The 14,720-nt window shown below is 53.9% G+C and carries 17 protein-coding genes and 1 pseudogene; 12 read left to right on the top strand and 6 right to left on the bottom strand.

Annotated elements, in window-relative coordinates:
* Positions 1–307: 307 nt before the first annotated feature.
* Complete coding sequence (locus Q1L85_RS15325) at positions 308–529, bottom strand: hypothetical protein (protein ID WP_300433557.1); 222 nt, start codon at positions 527–529, stop codon at positions 308–310.
* A 6-nt stretch (positions 530–535) separates the two neighbouring features.
* Between Q1L85_RS15325 and Q1L85_RS15320 the strand changes: the two are divergent.
* The 7 genes and pseudogenes from Q1L85_RS15320 to Q1L85_RS15290 all read left to right on the top strand — a co-directional run.
* Positions 536–826, top strand: a pseudogene (locus Q1L85_RS15320) (chorismate synthase); the annotation flags it as partial.
* A gap of 43 nt (positions 827–869) precedes the next feature.
* A complete protein-coding gene (locus Q1L85_RS15315; protein WP_300425350.1) occupies positions 870–2,036 on the top strand; it encodes an MFS transporter in 1,167 nt (388 codons plus the stop codon).
* A gap of 18 nt (positions 2,037–2,054) precedes the next feature.
* Positions 2,055–2,297 (top strand): DUF6489 family protein, encoded by a 243-nt coding sequence (locus Q1L85_RS15310; RefSeq protein WP_300425352.1) that lies wholly within the window; start codon positions 2,055–2,057, stop codon positions 2,295–2,297.
* A gap of 202 nt (positions 2,298–2,499) precedes the next feature.
* A complete protein-coding gene (locus Q1L85_RS15305; protein ID WP_300425354.1) occupies positions 2,500–2,895 on the top strand; it encodes a phasin family protein in 396 nt (131 codons plus the stop codon).
* A 27-nt stretch (positions 2,896–2,922) separates the two neighbouring features.
* Positions 2,923–4,785 (top strand): class I poly(R)-hydroxyalkanoic acid synthase, encoded by a 1,863-nt coding sequence (gene phaC / locus Q1L85_RS15300; protein WP_300425356.1) that lies wholly within the window; start codon positions 2,923–2,925, stop codon positions 4,783–4,785.
* Between the two features lie 107 nt (positions 4,786–4,892).
* Entirely contained in the window at positions 4,893–5,336 is a 444-nt protein-coding gene (locus tag Q1L85_RS15295; protein ID WP_300425358.1) for a hypothetical protein, read from the top strand.
* On the top strand, positions 5,326–5,583 hold the full coding sequence (locus tag Q1L85_RS15290) for a YheU family protein (RefSeq protein WP_300425360.1): 258 nt from the start codon (positions 5,326–5,328) through the stop codon (positions 5,581–5,583). Before Q1L85_RS15295 ends, Q1L85_RS15290 begins: the two co-directional genes overlap by 11 nt.
* Positions 5,584–5,601: 18 nt before the next feature.
* Here the strand turns inward: Q1L85_RS15290 and mnmC are convergent, their stop codons facing one another.
* Positions 5,602–7,578, bottom strand: a complete 1,977-nt coding sequence (gene mnmC / locus Q1L85_RS15285; RefSeq protein WP_300425361.1) for a bifunctional tRNA (5-methylaminomethyl-2-thiouridine)(34)-methyltransferase MnmD/FAD-dependent 5-carboxymethylaminomethyl-2-thiouridine(34) oxidoreductase MnmC — start codon at positions 7,576–7,578, stop codon at positions 5,602–5,604.
* Positions 7,579–7,691: 113 nt separating this feature from the next.
* Here mnmC and Q1L85_RS15280 point away from each other — a divergent pair, with 113 nt between their 5' ends.
* Entirely contained in the window at positions 7,692–8,573 is an 882-nt protein-coding gene (locus Q1L85_RS15280) for an AEC family transporter (protein ID WP_300425363.1), read from the top strand.
* Position 8,574: 1 nt separating this feature from the next.
* On the opposite strand, the gene Q1L85_RS15275 is transcribed toward Q1L85_RS15280, so the two are convergent.
* Genes Q1L85_RS15275 through Q1L85_RS15260 form a run of 4 tightly spaced genes read right to left on the bottom strand, consistent with a single transcriptional unit; the run spans position 8,575 to position 10,794 of the window.
* On the bottom strand, positions 8,575–9,159 hold the full coding sequence (locus tag Q1L85_RS15275; protein ID WP_373915171.1) for a peptidylprolyl isomerase: 585 nt from the start codon (positions 9,157–9,159) through the stop codon (positions 8,575–8,577).
* 35 nt (positions 9,160–9,194) lie between these two features.
* Entirely contained in the window at positions 9,195–9,857 is a 663-nt protein-coding gene (locus Q1L85_RS15270) for a TIGR04211 family SH3 domain-containing protein (RefSeq protein WP_300425365.1), read from the bottom strand.
* A 26-nt stretch (positions 9,858–9,883) separates the two neighbouring features.
* Positions 9,884–10,183, bottom strand: coding sequence for a YciI family protein (locus Q1L85_RS15265; RefSeq protein ID WP_300425367.1), 300 nt, complete (start codon positions 10,181–10,183; stop codon positions 9,884–9,886).
* The gene (locus Q1L85_RS15260) at positions 10,183–10,794 is read right to left on the bottom strand and encodes a septation protein A (RefSeq protein ID WP_300425369.1); all 612 of its coding nucleotides are present in this window, start codon (positions 10,792–10,794) and stop codon (positions 10,183–10,185) included. The genes Q1L85_RS15265 and Q1L85_RS15260 overlap by 1 nt, the downstream gene beginning before the upstream one ends.
* Positions 10,795–10,861: 67 nt before the next feature.
* Between Q1L85_RS15260 and Q1L85_RS15255 the strand changes: the two genes are divergently transcribed.
* From Q1L85_RS15255 to Q1L85_RS15240, 4 genes are all read left to right on the top strand, one after another.
* Entirely contained in the window at positions 10,862–11,698 is an 837-nt protein-coding gene (locus Q1L85_RS15255) for a PHP domain-containing protein (protein WP_300425370.1), read from the top strand.
* 19 nt (positions 11,699–11,717) lie between these two features.
* Positions 11,718–12,338 (top strand): L-threonylcarbamoyladenylate synthase, encoded by a 621-nt coding sequence (locus Q1L85_RS15250; RefSeq protein ID WP_300425371.1) that lies wholly within the window; start codon positions 11,718–11,720, stop codon positions 12,336–12,338.
* An 83-nt stretch (positions 12,339–12,421) separates the two neighbouring features.
* Complete coding sequence (gene trpS, locus Q1L85_RS15245) at positions 12,422–13,438, top strand: tryptophan--tRNA ligase (RefSeq protein WP_300425372.1); 1,017 nt, start codon at positions 12,422–12,424, stop codon at positions 13,436–13,438.
* 64 nt (positions 13,439–13,502) lie between these two features.
* Entirely contained in the window at positions 13,503–14,720 is a 1,218-nt protein-coding gene (locus Q1L85_RS15240; protein ID WP_300433556.1) for a tryptophan--tRNA ligase, read from the top strand.

Below are 14,720 nucleotides of genomic sequence, written 5' to 3'. Positions count from 1 at the left end.
CTTCTTGCAGTTCCCGCTCATATCTGGCAGCGGCGTTCAATTCTTCTTCGTTGCGTGCTTGCTCAGCCTCCCGGCGTTCCCGCTCCAGGGTCAGGTCGGTGCGCTTCAACGCCGTCTCAAGCTGGCCCTCCATGCGCAGCCGCTCCAGGCCCATCTCTCCCTCGAGCTGCTGCCTACTCAGATCCGACTGTCCCGCCAGCTCAGTGCGTGCCCGACCATGACCTTGTGCACCAGATGATGTCGAGCGCCCTGGGCACATACGCCCCCTACATCAAGGAGCTCGAGCTGGTCTGAATCTGCCCGTCGTCTACAGGCGAGGCTCCGCGAAAGTCAGAGCACGACCGGGGTTGTCCACCAGGATGCCGTGGAGCGCCTCGTCGCTGATGCCGCGGGCGCGCATCCTGGGCACGAGATGGGCCAGGATGTAGCCGTAGCCGTGGCCCCCGTACCTCATCAGCCTGTGCTTGTAGGCGATGTCGTGGGCGACCAGGACCCGGTCCCCAAATCCCTCTGAGATGACCCAGGCGATCTGGTCCATGCGGGTGGCGTCGTTGGCGGTATCTCCACAGGTCAGGACATCATTGCCCACATCGCGCTTAAGCCGACCTCTAGCATGGCGATTCCTGGTCGGTCGGTGGATGTCGATGGCAATCCGATTGAGGTGATTACGAAAGGGCGTCACGACCCGTGTGTTGGCATCCGCGCCACGCCTATTGCTGAGGCCATGATGGCGATCGTTCTGGTCGATCACCTGCTGCGTCATCGTGGTCAGAATGCCGATGTCCATTGTACTACCCCTGTGATTCCGGGCCAGGCGCCGGAATAACAGTGCCAGGCAGGTCAGCGTATGGCCTGCCACTCCTTCTCTTATGAGTGTGCCTGCTTCCCGCTTTTCCTTCTTTTATGCGCTGTATTTTGCGCTGCTGGGTTGTATCTCCCCTTTCTGGGGACTTTATCTTCAGAGTCTTGAGTTTTCGGCTGCGGACATAGGCACCCTGATGGCCATGTTCGGTGTTGTCCGTATTCTTGCCCCAAATCTCTGGGCGGCCCAGGCGGGACGTTTTCGCGGCCCGGTACAGATGATACGGATAGCCGGAGCCCTGACGGTTCTTTTTTTCTGTCTTATTTTTGTCGCCAGGGATTTTGTTACCGTTGCAATTGTGATGATCGCCTATGGATTCTTCTGGGCCGCCATGCTGCCGCAGTACGAAGTGTTGTGTATGCAGAGTCTTCAGAACCAACTGGATCTGTACAGCCGTGTCCGGCTCTGGGGGTCGCTGGGCTTTATCATGAGTGTAATCGTGGTCGGAATGCTGTTAGACGTGGCCACGGTATCGGTTCTGCCGGTCGTGATGCTGGTGCTTATGCTTCTGATTACGGCGAATGCCTGGGGGATAAAAGAGAGCCCCCGCGTCGAGGACGGGCATGAAGATGGCGTGCCTTTTCTCCGGCTGCTGGCTTCCCGTGCGGTCATCGGGTTTATCCTGGTGAACATACTTCTGCAGATCTCATTTGGCCCCTATTACACCTTCTTCAGCATATTTCTTGAGGAGAATGGTTTCAGTCCGGCGCTCACCGGTGTCATCTGGTCGGCGGGGGTGATTGCGGAAGTTCTGCTGTTCTGGCAATTCGGACGGATTATGCACCTGCTTAGCTGGCGCAACTGGATTGTTCTCAGTATGGCGCTGACAGCATTGCGTTGGTCGCTGACCGGAGTAGCGACAGCAAGCGTTACCGGGCTGCTGATTCTGCAGGCGCTGCATGCCTTCAGCTTTGCTGTAATGCATGCGGTATCGATGCGTTATGTACAGACACTTTTCCCCAAAGCCATGCACGGACGGGGTCAGGCGCTGTACAGCAGTGTCGGCTTTGGCCTTGGGGGCGCTATCGGCGCGTGGGGCAGTGGCTTGCTCTGGATGTCACTGGGTGGCACGCTGGTGTTTACACTTGCGGGCATTGCGGCATTGTTGGCGGTCCCCGTTGCTCTCTTTACACTGAACGGGCGTCAGACGACTGAGCGAGACGTCGGCAGATAACGCAGAAAAGGAAAAATTATGCAGATCAATGTCACCTTTGACCTGACGCCTGAAGAATTCAGACGCCTGTTAGGTTTGCCTGATGTTCAGGCATTTCAGACAGAGCTCTTTGATCAGATGATGGAAAAAATGAAGGCCGGAGAAGATGGATACGATCCACTTAGTCTTTATCAGCCACTCTTCAATAATGGCCTGAACGCAATGACGGAATTTCAGAAGATGGTTATGGCGATGATGACCGCCGGACAGAAGCAGTCCTGACGCCAGCCCCCGTACTTATTGGGACAAACAGGGCCATAAGCTGTCAGCAATGTTAGCTTTGCTCAAAGTGATGGACGAATGGCAGATGACTTCAGCGTGCGAACTGCTACTTTATTTACACGACTGTCACGCAGGTGAAATGGAACATCCCCAATCTTGGGATGTCCCAGAAGTTCTTCCCAACCATTGAAGGAGCAAGACCATGCAAGAGAACATTCTTAATGCATTCGCAGAACAGGCCAAGACCATGTATGCACCAATGTCGAAGTTCAATAGTCTCTTCGTTGAGAACATGGAAAAACTGACGGAGTTTCAGATCAACGCGGTGAAGAGCTACGCGGAGATGGGCCTGACTCAGATGAAGTCTGCCGCTGAAGTCAAAGATGTAGACTCCATGCGCACTTACGCATCCTCTCAGGCTGAAATGGCCACAGGTCTCAACAAGAAAGTTATGGAAGACGTGAAAGCACTGTCTGACATGACGATGGATTTTAAAACTCAGCTGGAAGGCATCATGGAAGAGATGCGCAGTACAGCAGCGGCTACCGCAGCGACGACTGCGACGAAAGCAGCGTCAAAGGCGAAGGCAGCGGCCTGATTTGCCGGCAGGAATGAGGCCACTTCGGTGGCCTTTTTTAATGGTGCAGATAAAGTTCATGGAGAGTGGCGACGTATGAGTGAAGCGTCAGATAAATTTTCGACAGCAGTAAGCGATTATTTTGATATGGCCGTTCAGGCCGCTGAACACACAGGAAAAATCTGGGAAAACTTTCTTACACAGCCCACCTCGGCTGAAGACCCCGCAGCCTGTGTTCTGACTGACTTTTCTGAGGCGTTAAAAGAACTGGGTGAAGCTATGATGGCTCAGCCGGGTAAGATCATGGAAGACCAGATTGAGCTTCTCAAGAAACAACAGGAGCTTTATCAGAACACCGTTCTGCGTTTTATGGGAAAGGCGGATCTTGAGCCGGTTATCTGTCCCGACCGTTCTGACAAGCGCTTCAAAAGCGCAGAGTGGAGTGAGAATCCGGTTTTCGATTATCTGAAGCAACTCTATCTGCTACAGGGCAGCACGCTGTTAAAGATGGTCGATGATACCGAAGGCCTCAGTGATAACTCCCGGCGCAAAGTAGAGTATCTGCTTCGTCAGTTTGTAAACGCACTCTCTCCTTCAAATTTTGCTGGCCTCAATCCAGATGTGATTAACAAAACACTGGAAACGGGCGGGCTTAACCTCGCCCACGGTATTGAGCAGCTGACCGAGGATCTTGAGACCAGTGTTCAGGGTTCTCTGAATGTGGCGATGACGGATACCTCGGCTTTTCAGGTTGGCCGGAATCTGGCAACCACGCCCGGAAAGGTGATCTATCAGAATGATCTGATGCAGTTGATCCAGTATGAGCCAAGTACACCGACAGTGTTCCGCCGGCCGCTGCTGGTTATTCCACCTTTTATCAATAAGTTTTACATCATGGATCTGCGTGAAAATAACTCCATGATTAAATGGCTGGTCGACCAGGGGCACACCGTGTTCGTGGTGTCCTGGGTCAATCCTGGTGCCTCTCTGCGAAATAAGGGCTTTGAAGATTACATGCTCGAGGGGCCGCTGGAGGCTTTGAAAGCTATTGAGGCGATTACGGGCGAAAAAGAAGTCAACGCCATTGGCTATTGTCTGGGCGGGACGCTGTTGTCTGCAACGCTGGCATATATGAAGAAAAAGCGTGATAACCGCATCAAGGCTGCCACGTTCCTTGCGACACTAATCGATTTCTCTCAGCCCGGTGAGATCGGGGTATTCATTAATGAAACCACGATCGCTGCACTGGAAAAGCAAATGGATATCCTTGGGTATTACGACGGGCGTCAGATGGCCTTCAGTTTTAATACTCTGCGTGAAAATGATCTGTTCTGGTCGTTCTTTGTGAATAATTACCTGAAGGGTGAGCGCCCGGCGGCATTCGACCTCCTGTACTGGAATACCGACAGCACGAACCTGCCGGCGCGGATGCATTCGTATTATCTGCGCAATATGTATCTGAAAAATCTCTTAAAGGAAAAGAACGCACTCGAGCTTAACGGTGTGAAAATTGATCTCTCGGCCATCAAAGTCCCCGCGTATTTTCTGTCTGCATCGCAGGATCATATTGCGCTCTGGCAGGCGACCTATAAGGGCGCTCAGATCCTCGGTGGTAAGAACCGTTTTGTTCTGGGCGGGTCAGGCCACATTGCGGGTGTGATCAACCCACCATCGGCCGACAAGTACAATTACTGGACGAACGATTCGCTGCCTGAGAGTAGTGAAGAATGGTTCCGGGATGCCGAGAGTCATCGTGGGTCCTGGTGGCCGGACTGGGAAGCATGGATTGCGGAGCAGGGCGGTACCGAGCAGGTGGCGCCGCGTATTCCCGGAGAGGGCCCTCTGGCTGCGCTGGAAGAGGCTCCCGGAAGCTATGTGAAGCAGCGGATCACAGAAGTCGTACGGGCCTGAGCAACGCTGTAAGCAGAACGCCAGCTGATCTTTACCGGTGAGCTGGCGTTTCCGTTTTACGAGGTTTCCGTTATTATCGACCGGTAGTCAGAGATCAGGAAATTTGCGTGTCACAGTTTGATCAGGAATCGATCGTGTATGGCGTTATCCGCCATGTTCCAAGTACTCAGGATCTTGCAGCCCGTCGGGAGCGCCGCTCCAACTGGGCAGCTATCCGGACGCTTCCCCTCGGGATTGATGACGACTGGTCTCTGCTTAAGCGCGAGATGTTTTCTATGGCCGGAGACGATATATTTTCCGGTGCCTATCAGACTCAGGTGATCCATTTTGCTGCCTCATATCGGGCGGTTGAATATGAATGGGAAGCCTGGTTAAGACAATTTGAGTCGCTTCTGAAAAGCATGTACTGGGTGTCTGCAACGGTACATCTCGAAACTGAACTGTCCGGACGGCATACCTTCAACTGGCAGGCTGAACAGGGACATGAACCTTCCGATACTGAATTAAGAATGTCCTGTGAATGGGAGCGGGAGGCATCTTTTGCCATGTGAAGATGCACCGCAGGAAGGTGTGCTGCGGGTTCCTGCAGAGATGCTGTCAGCCGACGCGCTGGATGGAATTATCGAAGAGTTTGTAAGCCGTGAGGGGACAGACTACGGTGACTATGACTTCTCTTTTGATGATAAGAAAAACCAGGTTCGGGAGCAGATAAGGCGCGGGCAGGTCGTTATTCTGTTTGACCCTGTTGGTGAGACCTGCCAGCTTGCATTGGCAGATCAGCTACCGCCTGGTATCTGACTGCCCGGTATCAACTTACTACTTCTCACCCTTCAGCTTATTCCGGATTAAATCCCTCAGCAGAAACCTGTTTGGCGATAACGCATCTGATACCGTCTGGCTGGTACAGGGGGCATCTCCGGATATCTGCATGGCAATCATCTGTGCACACAGCGACGCTGAAGCAAGTCCCCTGGAGCCATGGCCTATGTTCAGCCAGACTCCCTGCATCCAGGGTATTGACTGTCGGGGAATCTGCTTAGCGTTTTTAGTCATAGGCCTGAAGCGTTCAACAAATTCCTGCTTACGAACCAGTGGTCCTGCCATCGGCAGGTAATCGGGTGTTGTGCAGCGGAATCCGACACGTCCCCCGATAACCTGTGCGTGTTCTGCTGCATCACACCAGTCAGAACCAAAATCTTTCAGGTGGCTGAGATTGGTCTGATGGTCGCCATCTCTCAGTTCGGTTTCGTCGTCATTGAGGTTGTAGGTCGCACCCAGGCACATCCGCCCGTCTATGGGAGGAGCCAGATAGCTGCGGGCGCACAGCACGCGATCGACGGATGGCAAGCCCTCCGTCGCAAGGTAACTGAGTTGGCCGCGAATCTTTTTCGTTGGGATATAACTGTCGGCACCGGTCAGTCGGCCAGCGTCATTCGCGGTCGCAACGACGATGCCATCAGCCTGCAGCTTGCCATCTGAGGTCACCACGGTGAGCTGACCTCCGTCAGTGTTGATGGCTCTGATGTCTGTCCTGGAGAACTGGATGGCCGGGTGGTCTGCCATGGCCCGACAGAAGTCAGCGGGTGATACCCAACCCGCAGCAGGGTAGAGCAGAGCCTTATCTGAATCGTGCTCTGTAACTACGACCAGTTCTGCAGGAGGGCGATGTCGTTCAACAAAACGTTGTTGCCTCTGGCTTTCTTTGTCACTGGTGGAGAGTTGCAGCACACCACAGTCGTCCCAGTGCTTGCCTTTACTGCTCCCTAACAGGCGTTCGACTTCACGCAGAGCCAGAAGATAGGCCTGGCGATAGAAGTCGGAGTGTGTCGCCTGGTCATCTGCCGCTAGCTTGATATAAAGCCCTCCCTGAGGATTGCCGGATGCTCCATTGGCGATGCCTTCGGGGTCACACAGGGTTACCCGGAACCCACGCTCTGCCAGAGCCCTCGCCGTCGAGCATCCTGCCAGTCCGGCGCCGGCGATGATGATATGGCTTCCGCGGGGTAAGGGTTCCGGAAGCGTTTGCCAGGGTAAACACTGTTGCAGCTTGCTTTTCTCCGGTCCGATTGTCGCTGCGTATGTGCCGGCCAGCATTTCCCGTTTCCGGCCAAATCCCGCTACTTTCGCGACCCTGAATCCGGCGCCTTTCAGGCCCCGTCTTACCAGGCCTGCCGCAGTGAAGGTAGCGACGGTCGGGATATGCTCCGGTTGGGGGTTCAGACTGATACGCCGGATCTCACTGAATAATTTCTCTGACCACATGGCGGGATTTTTTGCGGGCGCAAAACCATCCAGAAACCAGGCGTCGACGGGGCCATTCAGCTCTGGCAGTGCATCATGAACGTCGGCAAAGATGAGGGTCAGTGTTACTCGCTCTTCCGGCCAGCTGAGTACGTGAAAACCCGGTGTTGCGGGTGGATACGCCGACAGTAGTTTTGCACTGAGATCCGTCAGCTCCGGCCAGAGAGCAAGTGCGCGGTTCAGTTGTTCATGTGTCAGAGGGAATTTTTCTATGCTGGTAAAATGTAGCCAGCGTTCCGGGGATGCTGATGCCCGGAACGCCTGCCAGGTAGCGAGAAAATTCAGTCCGGTGCCAAACCCCGTTTCGATGATCCGGAAGGGCCCCTCACCAGTAGCCCATCTTTCCGGTAAGCCATTTTGCCGCAAGAAGACGTAGCGGGTTTCTTCCAGACCGTTGTCTACGGAGAAGTATGGATCGTCGAAAGCACTGGCCACAGGGAGGCCATCAGCGTTCCAGGTTAACTCGGGGGCGTGGATAATGCGGTCTGACACGATTGCGTTCCAGCGATATTCAAGGAGACCTAGTTTAATAAACCAGAGCATCGTATGCAGCCGCTGCGTATACTTTCTGCTTTGACTGCTAATAAGCGTGGTTTTCCGGCCTGATGATTTCTGAGATCGCTTCGGTACTGTTTCCTGTTGTCGTATGCGCTGTGCTGGGCGCGTTGTGGGCGCATTCCCGTACTCACTATGACAGTGACTTTATTTCCCGTCTGGTACTGAACATCGGGGCACCCTGTCTTATGCTCTCGGTGCTGGGACAGGTCGAAATTGATCCTCAGGTATTCGCTCAGACGGCGCTGGCGTGCGTTGCAGTGACTTGTCTTATGGTCATTCCTGGCGTTGTATTGCCACGATTGCTGGGCGATGACGTGCGTAGCTACCTGCCGTCTTTTTTATTTCCTAATGTCGGCAATATGGGGTTGCCCGTCTGTCTGCTGGCGTTTGGTGAGCAGGGCCTGGCATTAGCACTGGCCTTTTTTATGATGCTCTCCGTGGCACACTTTCCGGTGGGGATACTGCTGGCCGGGGGACGTGAAGCGGGTGGCATCGCGGGCATTGCGCGTATGCCGATTATGTATGCCATTGCCTTGTCTGTATTCCTGATCGCGACTGGGCTACGTCTTCCTGAGTCTGTTGAGGAGACCATCCTGCTGATCGGTGGAATGACAATTCCCCTGATGCTGATTACATTAGGCGTATCGTTGTACAACCTGAAAGTGACAGGCTGGGGCAAGGCTGTGGTCTATAGTCTGGTGCGGATCCTGGGAGGGCTTGCGGCGGGCTTACTGGTGACGGAAATGATGAACATGGACGGCGTTTCCAGAGCCGTGGTATTGATTCAGAGTTCTATGCCAGTGGCAGTTTTCAATTATCTCTTTGCGGTCCGGTATAAGCGCGAGCCCGACGCTGTGGCCGGGCTCGTAGTGACATCGACGTTTATGTCGTTTGTCAGTATGCCGGTATTGCTGTACTGGTTGATCTGAATTAAGGAATCAGGCGGCCATTTTCCTGTGCCGCTTTATCAATGACACGGACATCGTAGATAAGAACAGGTGTACGCGGAACGTCACGGGCGCCCGTAGGAACCTGTGATATCTGATCCACAACTTCCATCCCCGCGACGACCCGACCGAACACAGCGTAGCCGAAATCGCGAGCGCCATGATTGAGGAAGTTGTTGTCTTTTACGTTGATGAAGAACTGACTGGTGGCGCTGTTTACATTCGATGTTCTTGCCATAGCAATCGTGCCACGACCATTACGAAGACCATTTTTGGCTTCGTTTTCGATGGGCGCACGCGTCGCCTTCTGGCGCATGTCTGCACCGAATCCACCGCCCTGAATCATGAAGTCTTTGATCACGCGGTGGAATACAGTGCCGTTGTAATGCCCGTCATTTACGTAGGCGAGAAAGTTTTCGACCGACACAGGTGCTTTACTTTTGTTCAGCTCCAGTTCGATATAGCCAGCGCTTGTATTGAGAGCAACCGCAACGGTTTCGTCCATTGGCTTGGCCGCCATTGTCGTCAGGCTCGTCAGCATCAGCAGGACGGCAGTGAAAAAGCGCATGAGAAATCTCCTTGAGGGTAATCCTTTAAATTGTGTCAGGCCCAGCCACTGTTACTGCGACGACTTCTGACGTTTGGCAGGATGATACCAGCCAGAATGCCAACGACAACCAGTCCGCCACCATAGAGCAGGAAGGTCATACCTGAGTCGTTTCGCAGCTCTTCGTTTTCTGCTGATAATGTTTCTGCCTGAAGTGCCAGCTGCTGGTTCGTCGCAGAAAGTTTGCGGACTTTTTCATCGAGAGCGACGGCATTCTCGGAGATATTCCGGATGCGTTCGAGTTCACGTTCGAGCTCGGTGTTTGAGCGGTTGGTATTGGCGCGTTCGCTTTTGACAGCTTCGAGTTCTTTCTGCAGCTCCGCTTTCTGTTCGTTTGCTGCGGACAGTTCCGCACGAAGATTTTCCAGGTCGCGGTTGGCAAAAATCAGTTTTTCCCGGGCAATGGGTTCGTCAACCAGGTATTGAGTCCGGACCCAGCCCTCGGTGCCTTTGCTGGTCTTAACCAGTGTAAAGTCACCACTTTCCTCTACGTACACAAGATGCTCGCCGCTTTGCAGCACCTTCAGAATGCGATGTTCATTGGAAGGGCCGGAGCGTAGCTGGATAAACAGTTTGTCACTGACATAGCGTTTTTCAACCGCATGAACTCCAACCGACAGCAGCATGAAAGTCGTTAGTAAAGTGATGAATTTTTTCACAGGTATCTCCGGTCTTGTTGTTGTGTTCAGGGGAGTACTTTTTTATACGGTTTTACGACGACACGAGCGTATACGCCCGCAGCCACATAAGGGTCTGCGTCGGCCCATGCCTGAGCGCTCGCCAGTGAGTCAAATTCTGCGACAACCAGACTGCCAGTAAAGCCTGCCTCACCCGGGTCTTCATTATCAATGGCTGGATGAGGCCCTGCGATCAGAAGGCGACCCTCATTTTTAAGCGCTTCCAGACGCTCAATATGCGCTGGGCGGGCCTCCTTGCGGAGCGGCAGACTGTTTTCAATGTCTTCACTGATGATGGCGTACCACATTATTTGCTTTCCTCATCTTCTTTGATGTAGCGGGAGAGATAGATGCCCTGGGCGATAATAAAAACAAAGGTCAGACCCAGCATCCCGAAGAGTTTGAAGTCCACCCAGAGATCTTCACTGAAGTTATAGGCAACGAACAGATTCAGAATGCCGCTGAGCACGAAGAACAGTACCCAGGCAACGGAAAGGTTGCGCCAGATTACGTCCGGAAGGCTGAGGTTGCCCCGCATCATTTTTTCGAGCAGATGATTGCCGGTGAACATACGGTAGCCAATAAAGCCGGCAGCAAATGCCCAGTTGACTATCGTTGGCTTCCACTGGATAAATTCTTTGTTGTTGAAGGCGATGGTCAGTCCACCCAGGAGTACGACGATGGCCAGAGTGACAAGGTGCATCTTTTCGACTGTGCCCCAGATCAGGCGCGTTGCTACAATCTGCAGGACAGTACAGGGAATCAGTACCGCCGTTGCCAGGATCAGTGGGTTCGTTTCTCTGAGGGTGCCTGTCTGCTCCGCTGAGAGGTAGGGCTCCAGTGAATTGATCAGGTCAGGAGCCATCTTGTAAACAATAAAAAAGATGGCAATGGGCAGGTAATCGAGCAGTAACTTCATTCGCTATCAGGCTTCTGTGCATTTACAATGAAGGGCATTATGTCGTAAGCCACACAGAGCGTCCAATGTGAACTCCATTGTTGATCTTCACTGTCACACCACTGCATCCGACGGGGCGCTGTCACCAGCCGAGCTGGTGGCCAGAGCTGCGGGGCGGGGTGTTGAGGTTCTGGCCATTACAGACCACGATACTGTCGCTGGGTTCCGTGAAGCCTCTGCAGCCGCGCAGCAACATGGTATCCGGCTTATTCCAGGCATCGAGCTTTCCTGTGTCTGGGGAGGCGTCACCGTGCATATTGTCGGGCTCAATTTTAACCCCGAATCAGAAGCGATGAAGTCGGCAGAGGCTTATCAGCTGAAGGTACGTGACGAACGCTCGGAGTTGATCGCGCAGAGGGTGGGCAAGCGTCTGAAGCAGACCTTCGATATGAATAAAGTGCGGGAGTATGCCGGTGGCGAGGGAATCGGGCGTCCACATTTTGCGCGCTATATGGTTGATCAGGGCTGGGTCCCCTCGATGGCAGTGGCCTTTAATAAGTACCTGGGGGCTGGTAAGCCCGGAGACGTTAAGAGTGGCTGGCCCGAGCTTGAGCAGGTGGTTCGCTGGATTACTGAGGCTGGCGGTACGGCGGTCATGGCACATGCGCATCTCTACAGAATGACCCGCACTAAGCTGAAAGCCTGTCTGGCTGATTTTATCGATGCCGGTGGCAGCGCGATCGAGGTGGCGTATGGCCAGATGGACAACAATCAGCGGGGTCAGATGGCAGCGCTGGCAAAAGAAATGAATCTCATGGGATCGTGTGGCAGTGATTTCCACGGCCCTAACCGTTTCGGTCTGGATCTTGGTGTGATGCCTGCCTTTCCAGCAGATGTGACTCCGGTCTGGTCTGAATGGGCCTGACAGTATTTAAGGACGTAAAGTGAGCCAGTTTTTTCAGATACATCCGGATAATCCGCAACAGCGCCTGGTGAAGCAGGCAGCGGACATTCTGCGTAACGGTGGTGTGGCGGTTATCCCGACAGACTGCGCTTACGCACTCGCGTGCCGCATCGGTGACAAAGGGGCTACCGAGACGATTTCGCGTATGCGGCAACTCGGACCAAAGCACAACTTCACGTTACTGTGTCGCGATTTCTCCGAGTTGTCGGTGTATGCCAAGGTAGATAACTCGATGTTCCGGCTGTTGAAAGCCCATACCCCGGGAGCGTTTACCTTTATTCTGCCGGGAACGCGCGACGTTCCACGCCTGCTGATGAACCCGAAAAAGCGGACCATCGGTATCCGCGTGCCGGATAACCGCATCGCAATGGCTTTGCTGGAAGAGATGGGCGAGCCTCTGATGACCTCCTCCCTGATTCTGCCGGGCGAAGAGTTACCTTTGTCAGACCCTTATGAAATCCGTGAGCGTCTTGAGCATCAGCTCGATGTGGTTATCGATGGCGGATTCTGTGGGTTCGAAGCTACGACCGTTATCGATATGACGGAAGAAGCTCCCGAGTTATTGCGTCAGGGCATAGGTGACGCAAGCGCCTTTCTCTGAACCTGTCCTTAGCCTGTGACTCACCGGCTAAAACCGCTATCATGGCGCCCTTTACGATTCATCGGATGTAACGGGTTCTGACCATGAGCAAACAGCGCGTTCTGACCGGTATTACCACTACCGGCACCCCCCACCTTGGCAACTATGTCGGCGCAATCCGCCCGGCAATTGAGGCCAGCCGCGATACGAATAACGAGTCTTTTTACTTCCTCGCGGATTTCCACGCACTGATCAAATGTCAGGATCCGGCAGCTGTACACCAATCGACCAAGGAAATTGCCGCGACCTGGCTGGCGTTGGGCCTGGATACCGATAATGCTGTTTTTTATCGTCAGTCAGACGTTCCGGAAATACCGCAACTTACCTGGTTCCTGAACTGTATCTGCGCCAAAGGCCTGATGAACCGGGCGCATGCCTACAAAGCTGCCGTGGATGCCAATCTCGAAGAAGGTGAGGATGCAGACAAGGCGGTCACTATGGGTCTGTTCAGTTACCCGGTATTGATGGCGGCAGACATCCTGATGTTTGGTGCGCATAAAGTGCCGGTCGGTAAAGATCAGATTCAGCACGTCGAGATGGCTCGTGCTATGGCTCAGCGTTTTAACCATATCTATTGTAAAAATGAGCCGCTGCTGACGCTTCCGGATTATCAGGTTGATGACGATGCTGCCGTACTGCAGGGGCTGGATGGTCGTAAAATGAGCAAGAGCTACGGCAACACGATTCCGCTGTTCCTGCCAGAGAAAAAGCTGCAGAAGCACATCAATAAGATTAAAACCAACCTGCTGGAGCCGGGTGAGCCAAAAGATCCGGATACTTCCGCGGTTTTCCAGATCTGGAAAGCTTTCGCAACCCAGGAGCAGACCGCCGAGATGCGCCAGGCGTTTGCAGAAGGTATCGGTTGGGGAGATGCGAAGAAGAAACTGTTTGCATTGATCAACGAAGAAGTTGCCGAAGCCCGTGAACGTTATGAAGATCTGCTGGCCCGTCCGGCGGATATTGAAGCTGAGCTGCAGAAGGGCGCAGAAAAAGCGCGTTCTTTCAGTCGTCCGATGCTTGAAAAAGTACGTGCGGCGGTTGGTATCTCAGGTCTGGCCTGAAAACAGGAAATTGCCCGGCTGCTGGAGTACACTGGGCCGGGTATAAGAGAAAGAGGAAGCGCAATTGAGTACAGTTGATCCGCAGAGGCGGGTGGTCTCCGGAATGCGACCGACCGGCCCGGTTCATCTCGGCCACTATCATGGTGTGCTGAAAAACTGGGTAAAGCTGCAACACGAGTACGAGTGCTTCTTCTTTATTGCTGACTGGCATGCCCTGACGACTGGGTATACCTCAACAGAGCAGATTAACTCTGCCACCTGGGATACGGTGATTGACTGGTTGGCTGCCGGAGTGAACCCCGGTGCGGCCAATCTGTTTATCCAGAGTCGCGTGCCTGAGCAGGCAGAGCTTCATCTTCTTCTTTCGATGATTACACCTCTTACCTGGCTTGAGCGAGCGCCTGCCTACAAAGAGTTTATTGAACACAACCGGGAGAATGATCGCAGCACATTTGGTGTACTTGGGTACCCTCTGCTGCAGAGTGCAGATGTGCTGGCCTATCGGGCAGGTCTGGTTCCGGTGGGCGCCGATCAGGCACCACACGTTGAGTTGGCCCGTGAGATCGCCCGGCGATTTAACCATCTCTATGGGGGGGAGGTTGATTTCACTGCGAACTCAGAAGCCGCGATCCGTAAGCTCGGTAAGAAAACGGGCAAGCTTTATACTGAGTTGCGGGTGGCTTATACCACCAAAGGCGATGTGGATGCGCTGGCTACTGCGCAGGCACTGATCCGTGAACAGAACTCCCTGACACTCAGTGATAAGGAGCGTCTGCTGGGATATCTGCAGGGTGACAGCGTCGCCATCCTGCCAGAGCCGAAGGCCGTTCTGGCCGACAACGCCGCAAAAATGCCCGGACTGGATGGTCGTAAGATGTCGAACAGTCATGGCAATATCATCCCCTTACGAGCCGAGCCTGACGACGTTGCAAAAGCTGTCCGTAATATGCCGACAGACCCTGCGCGTATCCGTCTCAGTGATCCGGGAGATCCGGATAAGTGTCCGGTATGGCGTTTTCATCAGTTGTACAGTGACGAGCATGGCCAGGCGGAAGTGTCAGACCGCTGTCGCGCAGCTGCATGGGGATGTCTGGAGTGCAAGCAATGTGTGATCGATGCCATCGTTGCGGAGCAGGCTCCGGTGCGGGAGCGGGCAAAACAGTTTGAAGAGAATACGGATCTGATTCACAGCATCATTGCAGAAGGGACAGAGAAGGCCCGGGATGCCGCCCGTGCAACGCTCGAAGAAGTCCGCGATGCGATGGGGCTGGCGTTCCGTTGA

The organism is uncultured Thalassolituus sp. (assembly GCF_950066645.1).
Classification (GTDB): domain Bacteria; phylum Pseudomonadota; class Gammaproteobacteria; order Pseudomonadales; family Oceanobacteraceae; genus Thalassolituus.
Note: the sequence above shows the minus strand (reverse complement) of the source record. Positions and strands in the feature narration are given on the sequence as shown.

Bases quoted from the DNA above. Each gene is read 5' to 3' on its own strand.
- Q1L85_RS15315 (WP_300425350.1), top strand. From the start codon at position 870: ATGAGTGTGCCTGCTTCCCGCTTTTCCTTCTTTTATGCGCTGTATTTT.
- Q1L85_RS15310 (WP_300425352.1), top strand. From the start codon at position 2,055: ATGCAGATCAATGTCACCTTTGACCTGACGCCTGAAGAATTCAGACGC.
- Q1L85_RS15305 (WP_300425354.1), top strand. From the start codon at position 2,500: ATGCAAGAGAACATTCTTAATGCATTCGCAGAACAGGCCAAGACCATG.
- Q1L85_RS15280 (WP_300425363.1), top strand. From the start codon at position 7,692: ATGATTTCTGAGATCGCTTCGGTACTGTTTCCTGTTGTCGTATGCGCT.
- Q1L85_RS15275 (WP_373915171.1), bottom strand. From the start codon at position 9,159: ATGCGCTTTTTCACTGCCGTCCTGCTGATGCTGACGAGCCTGACGACA.
- Q1L85_RS15265 (WP_300425367.1), bottom strand. From the start codon at position 10,183: ATGTGGTACGCCATCATCAGTGAAGACATTGAAAACAGTCTGCCGCTC.
- Q1L85_RS15260 (WP_300425369.1), bottom strand. From the start codon at position 10,794: ATGAAGTTACTGCTCGATTACCTGCCCATTGCCATCTTTTTTATTGTT.
- trpS (WP_300425372.1), top strand. From the start codon at position 12,422: ATGAGCAAACAGCGCGTTCTGACCGGTATTACCACTACCGGCACCCCC.